This is a genomic window from Enterococcus asini ATCC 700915, assembly GCF_000407365.1.
Lineage (GTDB): Bacteria > Bacillota > Bacilli > Lactobacillales > Enterococcaceae > Enterococcus_C > Enterococcus_C asini.
Genome location: NZ_ASVU01000002.1, coordinates 381946 through 404987, shown reverse-complemented (window position 1 = coordinate 404987; position 23042 = coordinate 381946). Strand labels below are relative to the sequence as shown.

The 23042-nt window shown below is 46.2% G+C and carries 24 protein-coding genes; 6 read left to right on the top strand and 18 right to left on the bottom strand.

Features of this window, described 5'->3' with window-relative positions:
• Window positions 1-120: 120 nt before the first annotated feature.
• Window positions 121-744, top strand: coding sequence for a transcriptional repressor LexA (gene lexA, locus I579_RS11825; protein ID WP_010753636.1), 624 nt, complete (start codon window positions 121-123; stop codon window positions 742-744).
• Between the two features lie 135 nt (window positions 745-879).
• Window positions 880-1080 carry a hypothetical protein gene (locus I579_RS11820; RefSeq protein WP_010753635.1) on the top strand — a complete coding sequence of 67 codons (201 nt, stop codon included), beginning with the start codon at window positions 880-882 and terminating at the stop codon, window positions 1078-1080.
• Window positions 1081-1146: 66 nt separating this feature from the next.
• Here I579_RS11820 and I579_RS11815 read toward each other — a convergent pair whose 3' ends face one another.
• The 14 genes from I579_RS11815 to I579_RS11750 all read right to left on the bottom strand — a co-directional run bounded on the left by I579_RS11815 (window position 1147) and on the right by I579_RS11750 (window position 14364).
• Window positions 1147-1659, bottom strand: coding sequence for an adenine phosphoribosyltransferase (locus I579_RS11815; RefSeq protein ID WP_010753634.1), 513 nt, complete (start codon window positions 1657-1659; stop codon window positions 1147-1149).
• A gap of 27 nt (window positions 1660-1686) precedes the next feature.
• Window positions 1687-3972, bottom strand: coding sequence for a single-stranded-DNA-specific exonuclease RecJ (recJ, locus tag I579_RS11810; protein ID WP_034810350.1), 2286 nt, complete (start codon window positions 3970-3972; stop codon window positions 1687-1689).
• Window positions 3973-4126: 154 nt separating this feature from the next.
• On the bottom strand, window positions 4127-4456 hold the full coding sequence (locus I579_RS11805; protein ID WP_010753632.1) for a LapA family protein: 330 nt from the start codon (window positions 4454-4456) through the stop codon (window positions 4127-4129).
• Between the two features lie 10 nt (window positions 4457-4466).
• Window positions 4467-5258 carry an SDR family NAD(P)-dependent oxidoreductase gene (locus I579_RS11800; protein ID WP_034810349.1) on the bottom strand — a complete coding sequence of 264 codons (792 nt, stop codon included), beginning with the start codon at window positions 5256-5258 and terminating at the stop codon, window positions 4467-4469.
• A complete protein-coding gene (gene rnz, locus I579_RS11795) occupies window positions 5242-6195 on the bottom strand; it encodes a ribonuclease Z (protein ID WP_010753630.1) in 954 nt (317 codons plus the stop codon). Before rnz ends, I579_RS11800 begins: the two co-directional genes overlap by 17 nt.
• A gap of 79 nt (window positions 6196-6274) precedes the next feature.
• Entirely contained in the window at window positions 6275-7135 is an 861-nt protein-coding gene (locus I579_RS11790) for a TIGR03943 family putative permease subunit (RefSeq protein WP_010753629.1), read from the bottom strand.
• A gap of 2 nt (window positions 7136-7137) precedes the next feature.
• Window positions 7138-8136, bottom strand: a complete 999-nt coding sequence (locus tag I579_RS11785) for a permease (RefSeq protein WP_081633700.1) — start codon at window positions 8134-8136, stop codon at window positions 7138-7140.
• A 273-nt stretch (window positions 8137-8409) separates the two neighbouring features.
• On the bottom strand, window positions 8410-9021 hold the full coding sequence (locus I579_RS11780; protein WP_010753627.1) for a DUF456 domain-containing protein: 612 nt from the start codon (window positions 9019-9021) through the stop codon (window positions 8410-8412).
• Window positions 9022-9172: 151 nt separating this feature from the next.
• Window positions 9173-10486: a GTPase ObgE gene (gene obgE, locus I579_RS11775; RefSeq protein ID WP_010753626.1), complete on the bottom strand. Its 1314-nt coding sequence runs from the start codon at window positions 10484-10486 to the stop codon at window positions 9173-9175.
• 134 nt (window positions 10487-10620) lie between these two features.
• A complete protein-coding gene (locus I579_RS11770) occupies window positions 10621-11580 on the bottom strand; it encodes a D-2-hydroxyacid dehydrogenase (RefSeq protein WP_010753625.1) in 960 nt (319 codons plus the stop codon).
• Window positions 11577-12059 (bottom strand): GNAT family N-acetyltransferase, encoded by a 483-nt coding sequence (locus I579_RS12585; RefSeq protein ID WP_010753624.1) that lies wholly within the window; start codon window positions 12057-12059, stop codon window positions 11577-11579. Before I579_RS12585 ends, I579_RS11770 begins: the two co-directional genes overlap by 4 nt.
• 219 nt (window positions 12060-12278) lie before the next feature.
• Window positions 12279-12698: a cupin domain-containing protein gene (locus tag I579_RS11760; RefSeq protein ID WP_010753623.1), complete on the bottom strand. Its 420-nt coding sequence runs from the start codon at window positions 12696-12698 to the stop codon at window positions 12279-12281.
• Between the two features lie 174 nt (window positions 12699-12872).
• On the bottom strand, window positions 12873-13070 hold the full coding sequence (locus I579_RS11755; RefSeq protein WP_010753622.1) for a hypothetical protein: 198 nt from the start codon (window positions 13068-13070) through the stop codon (window positions 12873-12875).
• A 202-nt stretch (window positions 13071-13272) separates the two neighbouring features.
• The gene (locus I579_RS11750) at window positions 13273-14364 is read right to left on the bottom strand and encodes a DUF871 domain-containing protein (protein WP_010753621.1); all 1092 of its coding nucleotides are present in this window, start codon (window positions 14362-14364) and stop codon (window positions 13273-13275) included.
• 185 nt (window positions 14365-14549) lie between these two features.
• Here I579_RS11750 and I579_RS11745 point away from each other — a divergent pair, with 185 nt between their 5' ends.
• Complete coding sequence (locus tag I579_RS11745) at window positions 14550-15311, top strand: peptidylprolyl isomerase (RefSeq protein ID WP_010753620.1); 762 nt, start codon at window positions 14550-14552, stop codon at window positions 15309-15311.
• Between the two features lie 62 nt (window positions 15312-15373).
• Here I579_RS11745 and I579_RS11740 read toward each other — a convergent pair whose 3' ends face one another.
• Entirely contained in the window at window positions 15374-16546 is a 1173-nt protein-coding gene (locus tag I579_RS11740; protein ID WP_010753619.1) for an iron-containing alcohol dehydrogenase, read from the bottom strand.
• A gap of 291 nt (window positions 16547-16837) precedes the next feature.
• Here I579_RS11740 and fabI point away from each other — a divergent pair, with 291 nt between their 5' ends.
• The 3 genes from fabI (at window position 16838) to I579_RS11725 (ending at window position 20668) form a co-directional block, all read left to right on the top strand.
• A complete protein-coding gene (fabI, locus tag I579_RS11735) occupies window positions 16838-17593 on the top strand; it encodes an enoyl-ACP reductase FabI (protein ID WP_010753618.1) in 756 nt (251 codons plus the stop codon).
• A gap of 273 nt (window positions 17594-17866) precedes the next feature.
• Window positions 17867-19603: a Na/Pi cotransporter family protein gene (locus tag I579_RS11730; RefSeq protein ID WP_010753617.1), complete on the top strand. Its 1737-nt coding sequence runs from the start codon at window positions 17867-17869 to the stop codon at window positions 19601-19603.
• A 102-nt stretch (window positions 19604-19705) separates the two neighbouring features.
• The gene (locus I579_RS11725) at window positions 19706-20668 is read left to right on the top strand and encodes a mechanosensitive ion channel family protein (protein ID WP_010753616.1); all 963 of its coding nucleotides are present in this window, start codon (window positions 19706-19708) and stop codon (window positions 20666-20668) included.
• Between the two features lie 72 nt (window positions 20669-20740).
• On the opposite strand, the gene I579_RS11720 is transcribed toward I579_RS11725, so the two are convergent.
• The 3 genes from I579_RS11720 to I579_RS11710 form a co-directional block, all read right to left on the bottom strand.
• The gene (locus tag I579_RS11720; protein WP_010753615.1) at window positions 20741-21259 is read right to left on the bottom strand and encodes a methyltransferase family protein; all 519 of its coding nucleotides are present in this window, start codon (window positions 21257-21259) and stop codon (window positions 20741-20743) included.
• Between the two features lie 111 nt (window positions 21260-21370).
• Entirely contained in the window at window positions 21371-21814 is a 444-nt protein-coding gene (locus I579_RS11715) for a VOC family protein (RefSeq protein ID WP_010753614.1), read from the bottom strand.
• A 43-nt stretch (window positions 21815-21857) separates the two neighbouring features.
• Window positions 21858-22934, bottom strand: coding sequence for an endonuclease/exonuclease/phosphatase family protein (locus I579_RS11710; RefSeq protein ID WP_010753613.1), 1077 nt, complete (start codon window positions 22932-22934; stop codon window positions 21858-21860).
• Between the last annotated feature and the right edge of the window lie 108 nt (window positions 22935-23042).

The window sequence follows — 23042 nt, the reverse complement described above, 5'->3', positions numbered from 1 at the left end:
CAGTGAAAAATGAGGAAAAACGTTATTCAATCGAAGTTCCTCCCCTTTAGACGAACATTTGTTTGATTTCAAAAAAAGGGTATGGTACACTGATGTTAGATAAGGAAAGTAGGTGCAGTTATGGCGAAACGAACCGATACCCGCCAAGAAGATATCTTGCGCTTTATCCATGAACAAGTGACGGCAAAGGGTTATCCTCCCACCGTCCGGGAAATCGGCGAGGCGGTAAATCTCTCCTCCACCTCCACGGTCCATGGACATCTATCGCGCTTAGAAAAGAAAGGCCTGTTGCAACGAGATCCCACAAAGCCCCGGGCCATTGAATTGACAGAGGCTGGCTTAAAAAAAATCGGCGTCCAATCCGAAACGATTCCCATGCTTGGGGTGGTTACCGCAGGAGAACCGATTTTAGCAGTGGAAGACGCTTCTGACTTCTTCCCTGTCCCCCCAAACCTCTCCAATGATATTGGCAGTCTCTTCATGTTGACCATTCGAGGAGAAAGTATGATCAATATGGGGATTTTAGATGGGGACAATGTCATCGTGCGGCAACAACGGGACGCACAAAACGGTGATGTGGTCATTGCCATGACCGATGAAAACGAAGCAACGTGCAAGCGATTCTTCCGAGAAGATGATCATATCCGCTTGCAACCAGAAAACGACTATATGGAACCAATCATCTTACCCAACGTGACGATTTTAGGCCAAGTCGTGGGACTCTACCGCCCACATGTTAATTAAGATTAAAATTGTAAGTAAAAAGCGCAATCCTCAAAAAAATTGAGGATTGCGCTTTTTTTACTTTACAAAGGGAACATTCATTCGTATAATAAGAATACAAACATTTGTTCGTATAACTTACACGAGGTGAAGAAAATGAATGGAATTCGTAATGTTGCATTGATTGGATTGGGTTTAGTGATTAGTATGGTCGTTTCGCATTTTGGCATCGAGTTGGCGGCGTTGATTTTTCTCCCATTGTTTTTCTTGTGGTTCACCTTGTGGGACGACAAAAAAGCCCGGCAAGCTGCCCGGCGCTACCACCAATCTGAGAACTACCGCCAACAAACCAATTAACAAGAATCAAAAAGGCTCGCTTCCACTTACGGAAACGAGCCCTTTTTTGTCTTAAAATACTGCTTATTAATAGTCCATCAAAGTCAAGATGTCGTAGTCTTTGATTTTTTCCCGACCGTGTAACTCTTCTAGTTCGATTAAGAAGGCACAGCCCACAACGATCCCACCAAGTTTTTCAATCAATTCGATGGTGGCTTTCACCGTACCCCCAGTGGCTAATAAATCGTCACAAACCAATACTCGTTGGCCTGGTTTAATGGCATCAGCATGTAAGGTCAACGTATCTGTACCATATTCCAATTCATAACTAACGGAAATGGTTTCCCGAGGCAATTTCCCAGGTTTACGCACTGGGGCAAAGCCCACACCTAGTTCAAACGCTACGGGACAGCCCACGATAAAGCCTCGCGCTTCAGGTCCTACTACCATATCGATGGCTTTTTCTTTTGCATAGTCTACGATTTGTTTCGTAGCTTCCCGATAAGCGGCACCGTCTGCCATTAAAGGCGAGATATCCCGGAAAATAATCCCGGGTTTTGGATAATCATGGATGCTCGCTACATAATCTTTTAAGTTCATGGTTTTCCTCCTTGGAACCAACACTGTTTAAGCGCTCAACCAGGCCTTTATCCCTGCCAAATCGCTTAACAGTAAAAATTCTTCGCTTTTTATTTTTTTCAATCGTTTTTGGTAAACTTGGCTTTGATCCAGCGGTCGTTTCTCACTTACGGCTACCTTCTGCAAAACACCATCCACTATTGTAACAAATTCCAAATCAAAAAACACTTGAATCATAAAAATTAATAAATTTTGAGGGATTTGCAAGAATTGTGCGATTTGGGGTAGTTTGTAGCGGATATCGAGTTTTTCTTGCCCGTTGATCAATTGGAACAAGCGAGCGTATTGCTCTCGGGTACCCATGCCGTCTAAGTAGGCATCGTCCTTGGCTTCTAAAATCAAGAAGATCCGTTGGAAATTGCTAGCTTGGGCGATTTCTTTTAGGAGTTCCGGATTTTCCGGACAGTCTAAAAAGGCAATCTCCCGGTAGTCTCCTGCAGCCATTACCTCAGCCAGTTGTGCTTGATTTTCGTAGCGCACCACGGGTAATGAACTCTTCAGCGGTTCAAAGGCCACCAACAAGGTCTGGTCGGTGGGCCGGAATTCTCGGCGCTTGTTTTGCCCGCGAAAATCAAAAACTTGCAACCAATTAATAGCAAAGTCCAACAGTTGCATTTGAGGTTTCTTCAAGCCATTCCATTCATTAATGGAGAGCTGCCCTACCACCGTAAAAGGATCCCCGGTAAACTCTGCCAGTTCATTCCCAAACGAAAAGCCAATCACGTCTAGCGCATCAGAGCTACTCTCGTCAGCTACCGTCAGCTTCAAGTGCTGTTGCTCAGAGCCGATTCGCCGTAAGACCGGGGTCTGAGTGCCCTTAATGGCAAAAATTGGAGCTTTGTTGTCCGTGCCAAAAGGAGCCAAGTATTTCAGTTGTTCCACAAAAGCTAAATCAGCTTCCGCCACGGTGAGCGTCTCATCGATGAGTAACGGCTCCCCTTCGGTCAAATCCACAGCAGAAGCCGCCAGTTTTTCTGTTAAACTGCTTTGCAAACCGGTTAGTTCTTCTTTTGGTAAGCTCAAGCCCACCGCCATATGGTGTCCACCAAAACTGGTGAAGCGCTCGTTTTCTTCTTGTAATAAGGAAAAAAGATTGACTTGAGTCACACTCCGCCCGGAACCTTTGGCGATACCGTCCTCTTTAATGGTCAAGACCAAGCTCGGTTTTCCTGTAAGCTGGACCAAGCGACCGGCGACGATACCTAGAACGCCCTCGTGCCACCCAGTTTGCGCCACCACATTAATCAGACTTGCGGGATCCAACAGGGCTTCTGCTTCTTTGGTGATGTCTGTGACCAAAGCTTTGCGTTCTTCATTGATTTGATTGAGTTCTTGGGCTAGCAGGCGCGCTTCTTCCTCATCAAAAGTGGTCAAAAGGGTGACCGCCGGGTTCGGGTCTTTTAAACGGCCGATGGCATTTAGCCGAGGACTAATGGCAAAGCCAATCATCGTCTCGTCCACTTGGGCCAACTTCGCATCCGCGACTTTAAACAATTCCAACAAACCGATGCGCTCGGTTTGCTTCATTAATTGCAAGCCAATAGTAACCAACGCCCGATTTTCTCCAGTGAGTGAGACCAAGTCGGCAATCGTCCCAATCGCCACCAAATCTAAAAACTCCAATGGAATCTCGTCAAGGAGCGCACAAGCCACTTTAAAGGCCACACCGACCCCGGCTAAATCGGGAAAGGGATACTGTCCTTCTGGATGCCGGGGATGAATGATCCCCAAAGCATTGGGTAAAACATCCGGCAGTTCATGGTGGTCTGTTACCAAAACATCCACTCCACGACTATTGGCGTAGTCGATGGCTTCGTGGCCAGAAACACCATTGTCCACGGTAACGATTAACTGAATGCCACTGTCGATAAAGTACTGGTAAACTCCTTGATTGGGCCCATAGCCATCGGTAAAGCGATTTGGTAAGTAAACCGTCACTTCAGCCCCGATTAATTCCAGGGCTTCTTTCATCACTGTGGCGCTAGTGATTCCGTCTGCATCATAATCCCCATAAACCAAGATTTTTTCGCCATTTTCCACGGCTTGCTGAATCCGGGTCACCACTTTGTCCATGTCTGCCATTAAAAACGGATCATGAAAATCCGTTAATTGCGGATCTAAAAAGCGTCGCAATTGGTCTTGCGTGCGAATATTCCGTTGCCAAAGCAATTTTGCGATGGTTTCCGGTAACTTGCGTTCATTTATTTCTGCTTGGAATTCCGGGGTCATACTTGACGTCTCCGGATATTGCCATTGATATTTCCCGTTGTGCACATGATCACTCCCAACTGTATGATTATAGCAAAGGCCGTCCTCGGTGAAAAGAAGGAGTGCTTTGAAAGATCTTTTTTGCGAAAAAATTTACGTGCTCTTGTTGCTCTCTTTGAAGAACCGGCCTCCAAAGAAAAAAGACCGCCGGATTCAGCGGTCATTGTTGCCCTTGATTGGAGTCATCTGTCGGCTTTTCAGCTGGCAATTTTGGGTCGTCCAACTGGGGTTGCCGTGTATTCTGCTCTAGGCTTGCCACTTGCCGTTCCAAGGTTTTCACCCGGCGTTTTTGCTGCCACAAAACATTGGTCACCAGTAAAGTGGCGATAACCGCTCCGGCTAAAACCGAGATCAAGATCACCAAAACCAAAGGCGCAGCTACTTGTCCAAAGAGGAAGTTCACCGCCACGGACTGGCTATTAAACGCTGCAAACAGGCCTACGACAAAGATTAAAACCAAAAGCAAAATCAGTCGCCATTGTCGTTTCATCTTACGTCCCTCACTTCTTATTAAAGATGCCGCCGGCTAAAAAGTCACCAATGGCTGGGAACAAGGTGTAAAAACGAGCAGCTACTTCCATATACCCGGGACGATTGATTTCCCGGACTGGGTGTTCCATACTGCGCACGATCCGGGCGGCCAGTTTTTGTGGATCTAAGACGTGGTTGCCAAGGCTCGCCAAGTATTGACCAGAAGGATCGGCTTTGTCGAAGAATTCCGTTTGAATCGGTCCTGGGTTTACCGTGGTCACATGGATATTGGCCGGCTTTAATTCCAAGCGCAAGGCATTGGAAAAGCCTAAAACGGCAAATTTCGTAGCAGAATACACCGTACTTTTCGGTGTAGCCATCTTCCCCGCCATGGATGCAATATTAATCACGTGGCCGCAACGTTTGTCTTCTAACATTTGGATTACCACTTGCTGGGTCAAGACCATCATTCCTAAAACATTCACTTCAAACATCCGGGTGATGTCTTTTGGATTGAAGTCTGCAAAGTTTTCAAAGATGCCAAAACCGGCATTGTTTACCAAAATGTCCACGGGACCGACTTCTGTGGCGACTTTTTCCAAACAAGCTGCCACACTTTCCGGATCCGCCACGTCTAATTGAAAAGCATAAGCTGGCTTACCACTGAGTTCTTCACAGCGTTCTTTGACTTTGCCAATCAAATTAATCCGCCGGGCACAAGTTACCACGATGGCTCCTTTAGCGGCAGCTGCGTAACAAATCTCTGCTCCTAACCCGGCAGAGCCTCCCGTTACCAAAACGACTTTATCCTTGAGCTCCATCTTCTTCATCCTTTCTCCTAAAAGGCACGTCGATCACGTCAAAATCCCGCACGATTCGGGTATTGCCAAAGACCGCTTGGGCCTCTTTTTCCAAATCCAGCACATCTTTTGCCAAATAACGGGCGCTAATATGGGTCAAAAGCAATTGGGTCACCCCGGCTTTTTTCGCCACTTGGGCCGCTTGAGCCGTAGTGGAATGATAATAGGACTTGGCCATTTGCCCTTCATTTTCCTTAAAGGTACTTTCGTGAACCAAGACATCCGCGTCCTGTCCGAGCCGAATGGAAGCTTCCGTGTAGCGGGTATCCCCTAAAATGGTCACAATCCGTCCGGGGCGGCTTTCTCCCACAAAATCCTTACCGGAAAGTTCACGGCCGTCTTCTAAGGTTACGGTTTCTCCCCGTTTTAAGCGACCGAAAACCGGTCCTGGCTTAATGCCTAGGGCTAGCAATTGATCCACTTGCAGTTCCCCTTCATGGTCGGCTTCCACCACTCGATAACCGAAGCTGGCGATTCCGTGGTCTAGCTTGTCACAAATCACCGTGAACTGCTTGTCTTGAAAAATCACCCCAGGAGCTACATCAATAAACTTCAAAGGGTACGCCAGGCGAGTTTGACTGACCCTTAGTGCGGTCATGACAAAGTCTTTGACCCCTTTTGGCCCGTAAATTTCCATAGGTTCTGTGCCCCCTTGAAAGCTACGGCTAGACAAAAGCCCCGGCAAGCCAAAGAGATGGTCCCCGTGGAGATGGGTGATAAAGATTTTTTCGATTTTCCGTGGGCGGATATTCGTACGCAAAATCTGCATTTGCGTTCCTTCCCCACAGTCGAACAACCAGATGGCATTGCGCTCATCTAGTAAGCGCAGGGCAATCCCCGTCACATTCCGATGTTTCGCCGGCACCCCGGCACCTGTTCCTAAAAATTCAATTTCCATATTGACGACGATCCTTTTCTTTATAAGCTACCCTTCAGTATAGCATTTTTTTGTTGGACTTGCTGAAGAAACCTTTCTTCTAAAAAGTCCGGTAAACGTACTGGTTTTCTGGCGGCGCAATCGGGGTAATGCTAGTAGCATTTACCATGGGCAAGTTGCGTTTGAAAGGCGCATAAAACTCCGAGGCAATCACCCCATCCACGGCCAACCACTGATCATTGGCCACTTGTGCGTCTGGTGGCAAGTTAACCCGTAAGCCAAACACACCGGAGTCCGCCACACAGTGAATAATACCAAAGCGAAAGACAAACGTATCTTGCGTCTGGGTCTGGAAGACAAAGCCTTCATAGTGAATCTTGCGCCCGATGAACTCACTGGGATAGTTATAGATCAGCTCCATAACTTCCAAATAATTCTCATCCGTAATGGTTAGGCTCTCTTGATTCCCGTATTTATTCATGAGTTCGGTCATCTGTTTCTGGTAGTCTTCTTTATTATAGTACAAGCTAGTATTGGGCTGCAGGTATTGGGTCTCCATTTGCGGATCCCCCACCGACTCTTTACTTAAAGGGAATTGAAACCCTTTGGCCTCCACAATGGTGGTACTGAGACTGACCGTGGGAAACAGGGTCCCCACAACAATCGGCAGGGCCAATAACACGTAAGCAATCATTCGCTGATAAGGACGCTTTAACCCATGATCGTGGTCAGCGTGATCATGCTCTTCTTGCTCATGCTGATGCTCCTTGTGTTCCTCTGCTTTGCCGGGATCTTCTTTCACCCAAGTAAACAGTTGGAACAAAGCCAAAAGCAAGGAGATCACAGTGGAAAGCACCGCCAAGTATTGGTAGTGGACATTGATGAATTGATCTAGTTTCCCGGTTACTTGGAGAAACATCATCAAGCCTGAGTACCCTGCTAAAATCAAAAATCGAATCATCTTTACACCACCCATGCATAGCCGGTAACACAAAGTACAATCAAAGCCACCAAGGCTAAAATAAATTTGCCGCTAAAATAGCGATTCATCATCAAAAGATTTTTAATATCTACCATGGGCCCTAATACCAAAAAGGCCACTACTGGCGCCGTTCCAAAAAGACTCATTAAAGAAGCACCGATAAAGGCATCCGCCTCAGAACACAAAGACATGACAAAAGCCAAGACCAACATCACCAAAATCGCCAAAAGCTTTGAGGAACCCAATGTCAATAAGGCCGCGGTTGGCAAATAAGTCTGCATGGCAGACGCAATCAAAGCACCAATAATCAAATATCGACCGGTGTCAAAAAACTCATCCAGACTGTGGTGCAGTACGTGATTCACTTGGTCAAGAAATTTTTTCCTTGGGGGTTGAGGCATTGCAGCCGTTGATTTCACTACGGTACTACTCCCTGTGACTTCTGTACTTGTTGACCCCATCAAAGTCATTGCCGGGATCGGCTCGCTTTTTGTCGTGACTTCTTCTGTTAAAGTCAAATCCGCGGGCACTTGTGAGTTACTTGCCGCTAAAGAAAGACGTCCTTTTTTCAGCACACTTCCTTGATGGAAATAGGCCAACCAGCTTCCGACAATGATTGCCACAAAGAAGGCCCCACCCACTCGCAACAAGGCAAATTTCGTGGAGTTTCCAAAGGCGATGTAGGTGGAAAACAATACGATAGGATTCACAATCGGTGCTGTTAACATAAAGGCAAAAGCCGTGGGAATGGGCACCCCTTTTGTGATAAAGCGATTGATAATCGGCACGATGCCACATTCACAAGAAGGGAAAAAGAAGCCTAACACACAGCCCACAAGAATCGATGCTAATTTATTTTTAGGCAACAGGCGTCTCACCCGCTCTGGAGTCAAAAAGACTTGCAAAGCCCCGGAAATCAAACAACCTAACAGGACGAATGGCAAGGCTTCAATCACCACGGAAAGAAAAATCATACTCATCTGTAATATGAAATCGGGTAAATTCGCAAACAAAAAATCCCCTCCTACTATCCCAAGTCGCCGAAATAAGGCGATTTTCGGGAAGTTTCAACTAATTTCTTAGTTACTATACGCTAGGCAAAACCCGGTGACAAGCAAGGGAAGAAAGATTTTTAAGAAAAAACAAACAGCCTTTCCCTCACTAAAATGCAGTGCGGCAAAAGGCTATTTCTTATGGTTTGGACTATAAATAGAAAGTTCGGCGTTTTCAGTGGCCAAAAGGTTTCTATTTAGTTATTCGCTTTTTTCGGCTGGATCCTTCGCCGCATTTGTGTCGGCGGCTTTTGTGTCGGCATCTTCTTGATGTTTGGCCGCCCAAGCTTCTTTCACCTTGTCTTTGGCTTCTGCTTCCAGCTCTTTCGCTTTCTTAATTTCTGCTTCCACATCTTCGTAATCAAAGCGGGTCACGCCTCCGCGTAATTGATTGATAATCAACGAGTTAAGCGGGCGATTGTCTTCTTCATCGGCAATCAAAATCAAGCCCGTTTCCCCTTCGCCAATATTGGACAAGAGAAATTCGAAAATATCCCGGGCGTTTTGGACTTCTTTAGCATCCCGAGTGGCACCGATCACGCTCCCACCCATCCAGCCTAAAAGCATGGCCAAGGGTCCTACAAAAATTCCCACCAACATCCCGATTAAGCCCCCAGTAGAAGCTTTGTTGTTACCGGTAAAGTCTAAGAAGTCATCGATTTGAAACTTGTGTTGACCGTCTGAAGAATGGGTCACCACCGCCATTTGTTCCCCCTTAATCTGGCCGGTCATCGCCATTTTCTTGATTTCAGAAAAGGCTTGATAAGCTTGAGACTCCACTTCAAAATTCATCACAATTACTCGTTTGGTCATAGTTACTCCTCCTTTTTGACTCGCCTACTACCAACTTAGTCGAGTCTTGCGTTCTTCTTTATTTTACCAATCATCTGGCGGATTGGAAAATAATGGGACTTCTGGAGAAAAAATAAAAAAAGACCGGGCAAGTGCCCAGCCTTTCATTTTTCTATTCCACAAACTCAAACTCGAAATTGCCAATACGGACGATATCGCCGTCTTTAGCCCCACGAGCTCGTAATGCTTCGTCTACGCCCATAGCCCGCAATTGTCGGGCAAAACGCATGACAGTTTCTTCATGATCGAAGTTGGTCATTTGGAAGAGTTTTTCCAATTTAGCCCCGGACAAGACCCAAGTAGCGTCTGGTTCCCGATCCACCACGAATTCTGGTTCGTCGGAAGTAAAGCCATAATGCACCGCTTCTTCCACTTCTTCGTCTTCGTACAGTGGGAAGGCTGGCGTGGTTTCCAGTAAGTCTGCCGTAGCGTTTAACAAAGGTTCGATTCCTTTTCGCGTCACCGCAGAAATTGGGAAAATCGGCAGATCGTCGGCGAATTCGTCGGTCTTTTCCTTGGCTAACTCGGCTTTGAACTTCGCCAAGTTTTCCTCGGAGTCTGGCATATCCATCTTATTGGCCACGATGATTTGTGGTCGTTCCAACAAGCGCAAGTTGTGCTCTCCTAGCTCCTTGTTAATCGCCAAGTAGTCTTCGTAAGGATCGCGACCTTCCATGCCACTCATGTCAATCACGTGTAAAATCACTCGGGTGCGCTCGATATGACGCAAGAACTGAGTACCTAAGCCCACACCTTGAGAAGCTCCTTCGATCAATCCTGGTAAGTCCGCCACTACAAAGCTCCGTTGGTCGCTAGTCGTTACCATGCCTAGGTTCGGTACCAAAGTAGTAAAGTGATAAGCACCAATTTTAGGCCGTGCCGAAGAAATAATCGACAAGAGTGTGGATTTACCCACGGAAGGAAAGCCGACTAAGCCTACATCGGCTAAGACTTTCAATTCTAGTTCGATTTTACGTTCCTGGCCTGGTTCGCCATTTTCGGCTAATTCTGGTGCGGGATTGCGTGGGGAAGCAAAACGGGTATTTCCCCGGCCACCGCGACCGCCCTTGGCTACGACTAAAGTATCGCCATTATTAATCAAATCCCCTAATAATGCGCCGGTTTCCGCGTCTCGCACGGTCGTACCCGGTGGCACTTTGACAAAGGTATCCTCTGAACCCCGGCCGTGCATGCCTTTACTCATACCGTTTTCTCCCGGTTGTGCCCGGAAATGCCGATTGAAGCGGAAGTCCATTAACGTACGCAGACCTTCGTCCACGACTAAGACCACGCTGCCGCCTTTCCCGCCATCGCCCCCGGCTGGTCCACCATCGGGTACGTATTTCTCCCGGCGGAAGGCCACCATTCCGTCTCCGCCTTTACCGGCTTTGACATCGATTGTTACTTGATCTAAAAACATGGACATGATTCGTCCTCCATTTCTCATACTTTCCAGTCCACAAGGGACGTCAACTCATTGTACCTATGAAATCAGCCTTTGTCCATGATAAGAAAGGTGGCTTTAAAAAAAGCTTGGTTTCTTTCACGAGATTTCGGCGGCTATTTCACCATGTTTTGAGGCGTCCCTTGTAAATACAAGCGTAAATTTTCCACACCAATCTTCATTAAACGCTCCCGAGTCTCCACCGCCGCCCAAGCGATGTGAGGGGTTAACCAGCAATTGGGCGCTTCTAAAAGAGGATTTTCCGGCAAAATCGGCTCGTGGGCCACCACATCCAGCCCACAGGCGGCGAGTTTTCCTCTATGCAAAGCTTGCGCCACGGCTGCCTCATCTAATAAGGGTCCCCGAGCGGTATTTAGCAAAATCGCCCCGTCTTTCATTTGAGCCAAGGCCACCTCATTAATCATCCCGGTGGTTTCGGGGAAAAGTGGCACATGCAGACTCACCACATCCGCTTGGGCATACAATTCTGCGAGGCTGACTTGACTAGCCCAAGGCGCTTGCGATTCTTTCGGTTGATGATTCCAGTAAACCACCTTCATCTTAAAAGCGTGGGCGATGGTCGCTACTTCTTGGGCAATAGCCCCGTAGCCTACTAGCCCCATGGTTTTGCCTTGCAATTCCATTAAAGGTTTAACGAAATAAGTGAAATCCGGAGAATTTTGCCAATCCCCTTGATGCACGGAGGCATTGTGAACGGCTACTTGAGAAGTGATTTCTAATAACAGCGCAAAGGTGAATTGGGCCACCGCCGCAGAACCATAAGCGGGAATATTGGTCACTGTCACCTGGTGTCTGGCACAAGCTGCAAGGTCAATTTGATTGAACCCCGTGGCCATGACTCCTACATACTCTAAATGAGGGCAACTGGCTAAAATTTCTTCGGTAATCGGTACTTTGTTACTCAACGCTACTTGAGCATCCCCGATCCGCCGAATAATCTCAGCGGGGTCTGCCGGTGTCCGTTCATACAAGGTAACTTCCCCCAAGGCTTCAAAACCCGCCCAGCTAATGTCTCCGGGATTCAACCCATGACCATCTAAAATCACAATTTTCATCTTGTTTCCTCCACTAATTCCATCTGGATAAAATTCACCACTTCATTAAAACACAAAGCCAGCACTTCCCCGGTCTTGACAAAGCCAGCCCGTTCGTAAACCTTCATGGCCCGCACATTAAAATCTGCCACGCGTAAACACAAAGTCCCTTGAAAATCCAAGTGCTTCCGGGCAAAAGCAATCGCCTTTTCCGTCATTTCCAGTCCTTGGCCTTTACCACAGTCTTCTGGTCGAATGCCCAAGCCGATTTCCATCCGGTCATCTTCTAAGAGCTGGTAACTGAAAATCCCGTAAAACTCCTCTGCCAGATACACCGCAAAGAACAACTCGCCTGCTTGATTGTCCATAATTTCCGCTAGACTCTCTTCGTAATAGGGCACCGGTGTGTTGTAAAACTCATAAGGTGCGGGATAGCGCCAGTGAAGATAGGTTTGCGCTTCTTGGCGATTCATTTTTTTTACACGATAGACTTGACTCATGACAAGCTCCTTTTTTGGCAAGTTGTCTGCTTTCTCAGAGATTCTTCGAGGTTTATTTTAGCACAAAGTGGCCCATTTAGCGGAGTGATTCTTCCTTACTTGCAAATTACCTTGGGCAATGTCAACTGTCGAAAGAACGGAAGCAAATAGCACCCCAAGACCGTCAAAAAATAATTGAACGATCTCGGGGTGCTCTATTCATAGTCTTTTTATTTTCGCTTAGTCTTCATTAGGGTCGTTTCTAGCGTCTTCGTGAGTCGGGTGAACAGTGCCTTTAACGTGATCCGGGCCCGCATAAATAGTGTACAGTTTCAAGATTTGATCCCCAGTATTTTCTACATTGTGCCAAGTATCAGCTGGCACAAAAATCGCATCATCCGCTTTTACCGGCTTTTCAAAGGAAAGATTTTCTTTACTTGGGCCCATCTTGCAAACGCCGGTCCCTGATTCTATCCGTAGAAATTGGTCAATGCCATGGTGAATCTCTAGTCCAATATCATCTCCCGGTTGAATGGCCATTACCGTAACTTGCAACTTGTCCCCTGTCCAAATGGTCGTCCGATAGTTTTCGTTTTCGAGGGTCAATGCCTCAATGTCTTCCACAACAGGTTGTTTCCCACGATCTGAATAATCAAGCATCTCAAAAACCTCCCTTTCATATAGAGTGAAAGCTCATCTATCACTCTATCATTAGTATAACAGGATGATTTTTAAACCCTTACCAAATGAGCTTAATTGACAATGAGAATCACTTGTACGCTACGTATGGAAACTAGATAAAACATAGCGGCTTTAGCCAACAGCTTGCTTTTTCTACCCCTTCCATTTCGGAACCAAGTACAAGTCAAAGAGCAACCAGTTGAATACAATCCCCAAACCTAGCAGTAAATACCCAATTCCGCCAAGGGGTGTGTAGCCACGATTGGAAAAATCGTAAAAAACTAGCACTAGTAACGCCAGCAATAAACCAAAAAATATCAAATTTCCCAACCAAACGATTCCCTTTTTCATTCAGATCCCTCCGTTACTTTTTCAGCAACTTTCGCAAACCAACCAAAAAAACAGCGCTTACACAGTCAGTATAAAGACAGTTGATTTTTCTGTCAACGGAACACTGATTTGCTATGAAGCGCTTGCTGATCTAACCTTTCTTGATGATCCACCGCAAAAAAACCGCCCTAATTTTCCAGGGCGGTTTGCGTCTTTTAAAAGACTATTTGTTTTCTTTTAATTTAAAGCTAGACCAAGGACGCAAGAATTCTAGTAAGAACATTTCGTCTGCGGCGATTTTCCCTACTACGTTAACACGACCATCATTTTTCATATCTTTTAAGGCGATTTGTGTTTCCCCTTTGTATTGACCGTAGTCCACATTGTCGATCAAAACATCTCCACGGGTCATATCGTGGGTATCGTGAGCTGGGAATGGTTTGTCTTTGTAGTATACCCGGGTCATAGTCGAACGCAAGATGTAATCCGAGCGGTCGCCTCGATAGCTATGCAAGTTGTCAAACAGACAAATCCGTTCGTCTTCTGTGATGCCTTCTGCCACATCGACTTTCAATGTTGGATAGTCGGCGTTGAAGGCTTCAGCCATGGCCGCCAATTCTGCTTCGGAAGCATAGGCATTCCCAATTGAGATGTCGTCAATCAAACCAGTTAAGACTAAGTGTTTCACCTGTGTTGCCAATTCCAAGTCCCGGTGGTCTTCTAAGGAGCACAGACCATCTTGAGTTGGCCAAGGACCAAATGTCGCATCGTGGGAATTCACGAAGGCCATGGTGTTCAAGTTGTATTTCCGGAATTTTTCGGAACAATACACAAAGTGATCATACCCTAAGCCAGAATAACGGTGTGGGTAGAAGTTATGGGAGCCTAGTAAGTTGTTGGTATTTGGTGAGTAGCTCATAATATTGTCCACGTAATCCGTGCCGGAAGACATGTTGATTTCAATTTTAATGCCGTACGGATTACGCGTCATGCGGGCTTCTTCTGCGCCGGTGAAGCCGATATCCAAACGAATGCCATAAGCGCCCATGTCATGGAAGAATGACAAGTCGTCGTAGGAGATTTCCAATTGTTCAAAAAGGGCCGGGTTGATATCCACCATGACTTCCATATCCAAAGAATTGGCGTAGTCTACCACTTTTTTGAAGTCTGCCAAGACTTGTTCTTTGTCTCCGTTGATTTGCAACAGACTAGTGAAAACCCGTTTGAAGCCGTATTTGTGGGCCAAATCCAGATACGCTTGGTCCTTTTCAAATGTCGAACGTTCTGGATAGATTGAAATACCTAATTTTCCCATGAAATAAATCCTCCCTGAATGTATGAATTTGCTTACAAAAATAGTATAGCATTCACAAAATTATTGGTCTACACCTTTACTCAGATTTTTCGAAAAGGTTTACAAAATCTTCACAAACTCCGGTGGCGACGAGGCGGAATTTTTGTTATTCTATTAGAGTATGCAAGAAGGAAAGGAATGCAACTATGAAGAAAAAAATCATGTTAAGCGTGGCGACTTTGGCGACCTTGGCCGTCCTTGGAGCCTGCAACAGCACGTCTACTACGAAAAGCAGCGACAGTTCAACGGCTACGACTACCACTAGCTCCTCGGTGGACCTAAACAGTCTGGAACTCCCTCAGCTCACCGATGAAGTGACCGAAAACGAAACTTTAGTGGAAATGGTGACTTCGGCGGGTTCGATTAAAATCAAGCTCTTCCCTAGCTTAGCGCCAAAAGCCGTGGAAAACTTTGTGACCCACGCCAAAGAGGGCTACTACAACGGGACGAAATTCCACCGGGTAATCGAAGACTTTATGATTCAAGGGGGCGATCCGAAAGGTGACGGTACCGGCGGGGAAAGCATCTGGGGCGATCCTTTTGAAAATGAAATCTCCAATCAACTGTACAATATCCGCGGGGCACTAGCCATGGCTAATGCTGGTGGGGATGCGTCAAACGGCTCTCAATTCTTTATCGTGCAAAACAACGATGACAAATCCGATGGCCTAGCGATCCAATACTACCCAGGAGCCATTATCGAAGCCTACAAAAAAGGAGGCGTGCCTCAATTAGACGGTGGCTACACAGTCTTTGGTCAAGTGGTGGATAACGGCATGGAAGTCGTGGACAAAATCGCTACTTCTGAAACCTCTGGTGAAGCCAACAGTATGGGCGAAGATTCCACGTTGAAAGAAGACGTCACCATTAAAGAAATCAAGATTTTACAAGAAGCAAAAACGAAATAAAGCAATCAAAATAAAAGCGAGCAACCCTCACGGAATCTTTCCCGAGGATTGCTCGCTTTTTTTTAAAAGACCATTTCTTCCATGGAGGCTTCAAAGATTGCCAAGACGTCGGTTTCTTTTAACGGTACGAAAGCTCTGGTGGCAATTGTCGAATGCTTCACGGCTTGTGTGGCCATTTCTGCTAGCTTACTGGCATCAATACCCACCTGTGGCAAAGTCATGGGAATGTCACAGTCTACAAAAAACTCATACAATTTCTGAATCCCGCCGATTGCCACCACTTCATCCTCACCGGTTAGGCCCCAGACATTTTTCCCGAAACGCACAAAGTATGGCAATGTCTCTTCGTTTAACACGTGCATCATCCAACGAGGAGTCAAAATCGCCAGGCCGACTCCGTGGGTAATGTCGTAATACGCGGACAGCTCATGTTCCATGGCGTGATTGGACCAGGCACCAGATTTTCCGCGACCGATTAACCCGTTTAGCGCCCAAGAAGAAGCCCACATGAGATTGCTTCTGGCATCGTAATTGTCCGCTTCTGCCAGCGCCACGGGCAAAAGCTCGATCACCGTCTTCATCAGCCCTTCCGCCAAATGATCCTGAATCTCAGTTCCGGGCGTCTTGTCGAAGTATTGCTCCATTAAATGACTTAGAATGTCTGCGCTCCCGGCGGCGGTTTGGTATTTGGATACGGTGTACGTATAGGCAGGGTCTAAAATCGACACTTTAGGAATCAGAATTTTATTGCCAAAGCCCAGTTTTTCCTGAGTAGCCGGATTAGACAGCACTCCCCCGGCATTCATCTCGCTACCAGTCGCCGCCAAGGTCAAAATCGTCGCCAAAGGCAGCGCTGCGGTGATTAATGAGGAATCCCCGGTGAAATCCCAAGGGTCCCCATCATAGAAGACACCGGCACAAATCGCCTTGGCACAGTCGATGGTGGAGCCACCGCCCACGGCTAAAACCACCTCAATTGCTTCTTTGCGACACAAGTCCACCCCTTTTCTCACCGTGTCGATCCGAGGATTAGGCTCCACTCCGGGAAGTTCCACGATTTCAAAGTCTGCTAACACTTGATAGATCTGATCGTACAGGCCATTTTTCTTGATACTGCCCCCACCATAAACCAGTAAAACCTTGCTGCCATAAGGGGCCAAGGCTTCCGGTAAGTGGCGAATCTGTCCTTGGCCAAAATAGACCTTTGTGGGTACGTTAAATACAAAATTTTCCATGACTCATCCTCCTTGAATTGTTCTTCTTTATTCTACTATAAGACCGTGCTTTTAAAAATGAAATCGTTTCAAGGAAATCCTGGACCGCTCGTAATTTCCCTCTTTCAAAAATCCTCCGAATAATTATTTTGACTATCAAAATATTCGTTATCCCTTAATTTAAAAGGATTCTGTTACTAGAATTGATTTCCTTGAAAAAAATAGTTTGACAATCAAACCTTTTTATCTAATAATAGTCTTGCAATCATTCAGCAGTTCATTGCATTTATTTTATATTCAAGGAGAGTTCAGATGAGCTTATTATCAGGAAAAAAAGTCGTCGTAATGGGCGTTGCCAACAAACGGAGTATCGCTTGGGGGTGTGCGAAAGCCTTAATGGAACAAGGGGCAGAAGTCATCTACACCTATCAAAACGAACGCATGAAAAAACAATTGGACAAACTAGTCCCAGAAGGTACTTTTTTAGTCGAAGCAGATGCAGCCTGTGACGAAAGTTTGGAACAAGCTTTTGCCAAAATTGGGGAATATGCCGGGGAAATCCACGGGGTTATTCACGCCATCGCCTATGCCAATAAAGAAGATTTATCCGGGGATATTTTAGCTATTACCAGAGAAGGCTTCTCTTTGGCCCAAGATATCAGCGCGTATTCCTTTATCGCCACGGCGAAATATGCAAAACCTTACTTGGCAGAAAACAGTGGCTTGGTAACTATGAGCTATCTCGGTTCACAGCGGGCCGTGCCAAACTACAACATGATGGGTATCGCCAAAGCAGCGCTGGAAGCAGAAGTCCGCTACTTGGCAGCAGAATTATCCCCACAAAAAATCCGGGTCAACGGTGTTTCCGCCGGGGCCATTAAGACATTGGCCGTGACCGGTGTGCAAGATTACCAAAAACTGATTCAACTGTCCGAAGACCGGACGCCGGATCACGTGGGTGTGACCATTGAAGAAGTCGGCAATGCCGCAGCCTTTTTGATCAGCCCCTACTCTAGCGGGATTATCGGGGAAGTCATTTACGTGGACAAAGGCGTACATCTTTCCTAGGCCGGAAAGCTTGTAAGCAATCATAAAATTTCCTACTCATAAAAGGGTGAATTCTTTTTAGGATTCATCCTTTTTTGCTGGTATCCGATGGGACGACAGCAAAGCTAAAGCCTTGATGATTTGCCTCCTTTTGCTGCTGGAAGTTTTCGAAAAAGGTGCTTTTAAAGCCCATTCTTTGACTGTCTTTCATCAAAAATACGTTTACAATCCCTACTTTTTCCCGTATTCTGAATTTGTATGTTTTCGCACAGACTCAACAACAGGAGGGATACGATGTCCTATCAAGAAATGCTGTTTTCCTTTTTGGGCGGCTTAGGAATCTTTTTATTTGGGATCAAGTACATGGGGGACGGGTTGCAAAAAGCCGCCGGGGATCGCTTGCGGGAGGTTTTGAATCGCTTCACCTCGACTCCACTGCGAGCGGTTTTAGCCGGAATTATCGTCACCGGTTTGATTCAGTCGAGCTCTGGTACGACGGTTTTAGCAGTCGGTCTCGTTTCCGCAGGCTTTATGACCTTACGCCAGGCCATTGGGGTTATTATGGGGGCCAATGTGGGAACCACGGTCACCGCCTTTATCATTGGCTTTAACTTATCTGCGTATGCCTTGCCAATTATTGGCGTCGGCTCTCTGCTGCTCTTTTTCTTTAAACGCAAATCTTTGCAAAATATCGGCCAGATTCTCTTTGGTTTCGGCTGTTTGTTTTTCGGTTTGAAACTGATGGGTACTGCCATGGAACCTTTGAAGGACTTGCCACAATTTAACCAGTTGATGTTAGATGTTTCCCACATTCCGATTTTAGGGGTGGGTATCGGTACACTTTTGACCATGGTCTTACAAAGTTCCAGCGCCACGATTGGGATTTTGCAACAGCTTTACAGTCAAGGTAGCCTAGCCTTAGAAGCGGCATTGCCGATTTTATTTGGGGACAATATCGGCACCACGATTACCGCCATAATTGCCGCATTAGGCGCCAGTGTGGCAGCTAAACGCACGGCAGCGGCTCACGTGGTCTTCAATTTAGTCGGAGCAATTATTTTCACGATTTTACTCGGACCCTTTACCCAAGTGGTAATTGCCATTACCGGGGCGCTGAATCTAAATCCCAGCATGCAAATCGCCTTTGCTCACGGCCTCTTTAATGTGACCAATTTGGCCATTCAGTTCTGGTTTATTCCGCAAATCGAAATATTGGTGAAGAAGATTATCCCGGGAGACGACAAAAACCTTGCCATTCGTTCAGTAGAACTCAATGAGGACTTTCTCCATACCTCCCCTTCCATCGCATTACGTCAGGCTTCTTCTGAAGTCATCCAAATGGGAAACTACGTCTATCGCTCCATGACCGCGGCCAAAGACTATTACGTGAAGCCTGATGATGAGCTCAAAGACGAGGTCGAACAATACGAAGAAGCCATTAATCAATACGACATCGAGCTAACGGAGTTTTTGGCCAAGTCCGCTACTTTTGAATTGTCTCAGACAGAAAGCCAAGAACAAGCCATGCTTTTAGAGTTTACCAAGGACTTTGAGCGCATCGGCGACCACTGCAAAAACATCGTAAACTTTGTGGAAGAAGCCTGTGATGTGGAAAAGAAACAACGCAATCGGGAAAAGCGTAAAGGCTTGCCCGCTACTAATCGGCCACAGCTCCTCCTCCAAGACGAAGATTTGTTGCTTTTATTCGAAAAAGTGGCAAAGAACATTCACGACGCCTTGGAAATTTTAGAAAGTGGCGACACCCAAAAAGCGCAAAAAATGCTGACGCGGGAAGGGGAAATCAACAGCTTAGTGGACTTGCTCCGTAGTAAGTATATTCGTTTGATGAACCACGGCGAAGGCCGGGCTGCAGACGGCATCCTCTTTATCGACATCTCCTCTAATTTGGAACGCTCCAGCGATCGGACCTTGCATATTGCAAAATACATTTTGGGCAATGACTACGGCTTTAAAACCCCGGCCGCCTATCATCCCCAAACCGAAACAGGCTTAACCTTACAAGAAGACTGAGAAAAACCCAAGGACTCTCCCATGAGTTCTTGGGTTTTTTTCGGATATGACAAAGTCCCCGGCCTTTGTTACAATGAAAAAAATGTTTCTTGGAGGAGTTTTATGTTTTTGCCTTTACTTACAACTACGGCGGCGACTACCGCCAGTTCTACTTCAGCTAGCCTGGAGAGCACCGTGGACTCCAGTACCCCGGTGATTATCCAACCTGCAACCAAGCAGCTGAATGCGTTGCAGCGCTGGTGGAACAATATCGACTGGGATCAGGTTTTCGGGGTGGTCATCCAAAAAGGGCTAACTTTGATTTTGCTTTCTGTGCTCTTTTTATTTCTTTGGAAGCTGACGGATTTTTTGGTGGAAAAAAGCTATCGGTCTTTTTTAAAGCGGAAAAATATCAATGAAACCCGGGCCCATACAATTTACACTCTCATGGGAAATATCGCCCATTACACCTTGGGCTTTTTCTTCATTTACGGGTTGTTATCCACGGTAGGCGTGCCCGTGGGCTCCCTTCTAGCCGGTGCCGGAATCGTCGGTTTGGCCATTGGTCTTGGGGCTCAAGGCTTTATGAATGATATTATCACCGGTTTTTTCATCATTATGGAACAACAAGTAGACGTGGGGGATTACGTGATTTTGCAAAATATCGCCATTGAAGGTACCGTGATTTCCGTAGGGATTCGTACCTTGGAATTGCGTTCCTTGGACGGCACGTTGCACTTCATCCCCAACCGTAATATCACTACCATTAGCAACAAGTCCCGGGCGGATATGCAAGTGGTGGTGGACATTCGCATCTTACCCACAGAGGACTTGGAAACCATGCGGACACTGATTGAAGAAGTCAACGCACGCTTAACCGCGGAAAATACGGACAAGATTACCACACCCCCGACCGTCTTTGGCGTGGTGGATTTGGGCCACGGGAATTTCGTGATGCGCTCCACCTTCTATGCGGTAAATGGCACTCAAGCCGGGCTAAAAGAAGAATTTCTCGCTGCTTCTTTGGAGGCTTTGACGAAAGCTGGCTTTACGATTCCTACGACGGTTTTACCACCCCAGGCATAAATAAAAACAAGCGACTGAGACTGTTTCGTCTTAGTCGCTTGTTTTTGCGTTATCCAGCACGTATCTATTTCACTAAAGATAACGTCTAACTTGCTGTTGATATTCATCATAGGTCTCACCAAATGTTGCACTGCACCAGCGTCCTTCGGCGAGAATAACCCAGTGAGTAGCAATTTGGAAAAGAACCAGTGCTCCATAATAAAAAAACGATCCAAGCAAAATGGCACAGCATAGGAAATAAACAAAGTAGCCCACATACATGGGATTACGGGAAAAACGATAGCTGCCAGTAGTATTTAGTCCTTGCTTATTCGGTTTAGCAAAACTTATGGTAGCGGCTAATAAGATCCCCACCCCTAACACATAAGTAACACCTCCAAGCACAAGCAGCGGTGCACTGCCATGTACCCGAAGAAAAAGCGGGAATAAAATAAGCACGACATTTGTCATTTGGTAAAGAACATACATAATTTTCTGAGCGCCAGCCATTGGTGCAAAGTGCGCACCTCTTTTTAATGCCGTGGGATTTAACCAACCAAGTAAGACAAAGCGAATGAAAAAAAGTGGCAACATCAAGATAAACCCATTCATCTAGGATCCCTCCGTTTTCCTTTTTCCAGGCAACGGTTCATTATTCGGTCTACTTCAACTTTTTCCCTAAATACCTCAAAAAAGCTCCTTCCTATCCTCTTATGAAGCCAATCAAGCTTCCGGCTCAATCACCAACATACCATGCTCATCAAACTGCCAATTGGGCCCATAGGCGACTTCCCAATAATAGCCGTCTAAATCTTGGAAATACCCACTGTAACCGCCCCAGAAGACCTTCTCAGGTGCTTTGGCAATAGTCGCTCCTAAAGATGCTGCTAAAGCCATTAAATCATCCACGGCCGCCTCGCTTTCCAGATTAATCGCCAAGGTAATCCCGGAAAAGCCTTTGTTAGTAATCGTTGGCGGATTTTCCTCATTTATGTCTTGGGCTAATTTTTCCAAGGGAAACAGTTCAAACTTGCTGCCTTGGGTATTGAAAAAGACGATGGGGGGATTGGGTTTTTGCTCAAAGGTTTGAAACCCTAGTCCTTTGTAAAAAGCCAGTGATTTTTCCATATCTTGAACCCCGAGACAGATTAAATTGATTCGATTCATGGTAGCATCCTCCTTTTAAACGTTAGTTAGTGACAGTCGCATCTTACTCCACTAAAGTAAAATTCATGGTAATGGGATTGTGGTCCGAGTTGGCAAACCCATTGTCGATAACCGCCACTTGATTGACCTTGACATTATCAGAGACTAGAAATCCGTCCACGATGGAGACAAAGGACTCTCCTTTTACGTAAGGTTCGTTGTTCCGGCGCACAGAAGGAATCTTCGCCTGAGCTAAATTTCCTTTTGCCACTTGGAAATGCTCCGGTAGATCACTTTCTGGAAATGGATGGGTCCAGTTGAAAGGCTCGGTTTGGGTGCCGAAGACTTCTGGACTATTTCCTAACATATCGTGGTTGTAATCACCACCGACGATCACGTAATGTCCCGCTTCATAGGCCTTCGTCATTTGATCGAATAACAGATTTAACTGGGCTTCCCGGACTTTGCGATTCTTCGTAAAAGCAGACAGGTGCAAATTAATCAAGGTCAATGTCTTATCTCCTTTAACGGGAATTTCGCTAACGCTAATCGCCCGGTCCAAGTCAAAAAACTTATTGAAATCCGTATCGATGGGCAGGCTGTAACGGGTACTTTGACTGATTTCTCCTTTAGCCAAGGTCACAATCCCCGACTTCGCTTTGCCAATGGGATTGGTCACAGGATAAAACAAATAGGCGGAATCATAATTTTGGGCATAGACCGAGCTATACCCGGGAAGAGTGTCCTCATCTGTCAGCTGCTTCACTTCATTCACATGAAAGGAGCGGTCCCCGTCTTCATCCACCTCTTGAAACAAAGCGATATCGGGATTGACATCTGCTGTGGTCTCCAAAATGCCTAGCATATTTTGCTCCACCGTGGCTTCATCATAGGCCCGAGAATACTTGCCTCCATCCATAAAGAAGCTGTAATCGGCGGGATACGCCCCATAGCCGATATTGTAGCTCATGATTTTATATTCTTGATTGGTGGCAAAGCTCTCCTTAGTCGTGCTCTCCACCGCTAGCTCCAACTTTTCCGGTAGGCGCTTGTAGCTCAAAAAGACATAGGCCACATAAGCTGCCACCACGACTACTAATACAATGACTAGTATCAAAATTCCTTTAAACAAACGTCTCATCATCTCGCTCCTCGTCTTTCTCGATTGCCTCCATGATACCATAGCCCCTAAATACGAGAACAATGGTTTGTTTGAGCAATGGCACCAAATTCTAGTCTACCTCTTCAG

Bases quoted from the DNA above. Each gene is read 5' to 3' on its own strand.
- I579_RS11710 (WP_010753613.1), bottom strand. From the start codon at position 22,934: ATGAGACGTTTGTTTAAAGGAATTTTGATACTAGTCATTGTATTAGTA.
- I579_RS11800 (WP_034810349.1), bottom strand. From the start codon at position 5,258: ATGGAGCTCAAGGATAAAGTCGTTTTGGTAACGGGAGGCTCTGCCGGG.
- I579_RS12585 (WP_010753624.1), bottom strand. From the start codon at position 12,059: ATGAGTCAAGTCTATCGTGTAAAAAAAATGAATCGCCAAGAAGCGCAA.
- I579_RS11815 (WP_010753634.1), bottom strand. From the start codon at position 1,659: ATGAACTTAAAAGATTATGTAGCGAGCATCCATGATTATCCAAAACCC.
- I579_RS11770 (WP_010753625.1), bottom strand. From the start codon at position 11,580: ATGAAAATTGTGATTTTAGATGGTCATGGGTTGAATCCCGGAGACATT.
- I579_RS11760 (WP_010753623.1), bottom strand. From the start codon at position 12,698: ATGCTTGATTATTCAGATCGTGGGAAACAACCTGTTGTGGAAGACATT.
- fabI (WP_010753618.1), top strand. From the start codon at position 16,838: ATGAGCTTATTATCAGGAAAAAAAGTCGTCGTAATGGGCGTTGCCAAC.
- I579_RS11820 (WP_010753635.1), top strand. From the start codon at position 880: ATGAATGGAATTCGTAATGTTGCATTGATTGGATTGGGTTTAGTGATT.
- I579_RS11745 (WP_010753620.1), top strand. From the start codon at position 14,550: ATGAAGAAAAAAATCATGTTAAGCGTGGCGACTTTGGCGACCTTGGCC.
- I579_RS11750 (WP_010753621.1), bottom strand. From the start codon at position 14,364: ATGGGAAAATTAGGTATTTCAATCTATCCAGAACGTTCGACATTTGAA.
- rnz (WP_010753630.1), bottom strand. From the start codon at position 6,195: ATGGAAATTGAATTTTTAGGAACAGGTGCCGGGGTGCCGGCGAAACAT.
- lexA (WP_010753636.1), top strand. From the start codon at position 121: ATGGCGAAACGAACCGATACCCGCCAAGAAGATATCTTGCGCTTTATC.
- I579_RS11715 (WP_010753614.1), bottom strand. From the start codon at position 21,814: ATGAATCGAATCAATTTAATCTGTCTCGGGGTTCAAGATATGGAAAAA.
- I579_RS11785 (WP_081633700.1), bottom strand. From the start codon at position 8,136: ATGAGTATGATTTTTCTTTCCGTGGTGATTGAAGCCTTGCCATTCGTC.
- I579_RS11720 (WP_010753615.1), bottom strand. From the start codon at position 21,259: ATGAATGGGTTTATCTTGATGTTGCCACTTTTTTTCATTCGCTTTGTC.
- obgE (WP_010753626.1), bottom strand. From the start codon at position 10,486: ATGTCCATGTTTTTAGATCAAGTAACAATCGATGTCAAAGCCGGTAAA.
- I579_RS11755 (WP_010753622.1), bottom strand. From the start codon at position 13,070: ATGAAAAAGGGAATCGTTTGGTTGGGAAATTTGATATTTTTTGGTTTA.
- I579_RS11725 (WP_010753616.1), top strand. From the start codon at position 19,706: ATGTTTTTGCCTTTACTTACAACTACGGCGGCGACTACCGCCAGTTCT.
- I579_RS11780 (WP_010753627.1), bottom strand. From the start codon at position 9,021: ATGACCAAACGAGTAATTGTGATGAATTTTGAAGTGGAGTCTCAAGCT.
- I579_RS11730 (WP_010753617.1), top strand. From the start codon at position 17,867: ATGTCCTATCAAGAAATGCTGTTTTCCTTTTTGGGCGGCTTAGGAATC.
- I579_RS11805 (WP_010753632.1), bottom strand. From the start codon at position 4,456: ATGAAACGACAATGGCGACTGATTTTGCTTTTGGTTTTAATCTTTGTC.
- I579_RS11790 (WP_010753629.1), bottom strand. From the start codon at position 7,135: ATGATTCGATTTTTGATTTTAGCAGGGTACTCAGGCTTGATGATGTTT.
- I579_RS11740 (WP_010753619.1), bottom strand. From the start codon at position 16,546: ATGGAAAATTTTGTATTTAACGTACCCACAAAGGTCTATTTTGGCCAA.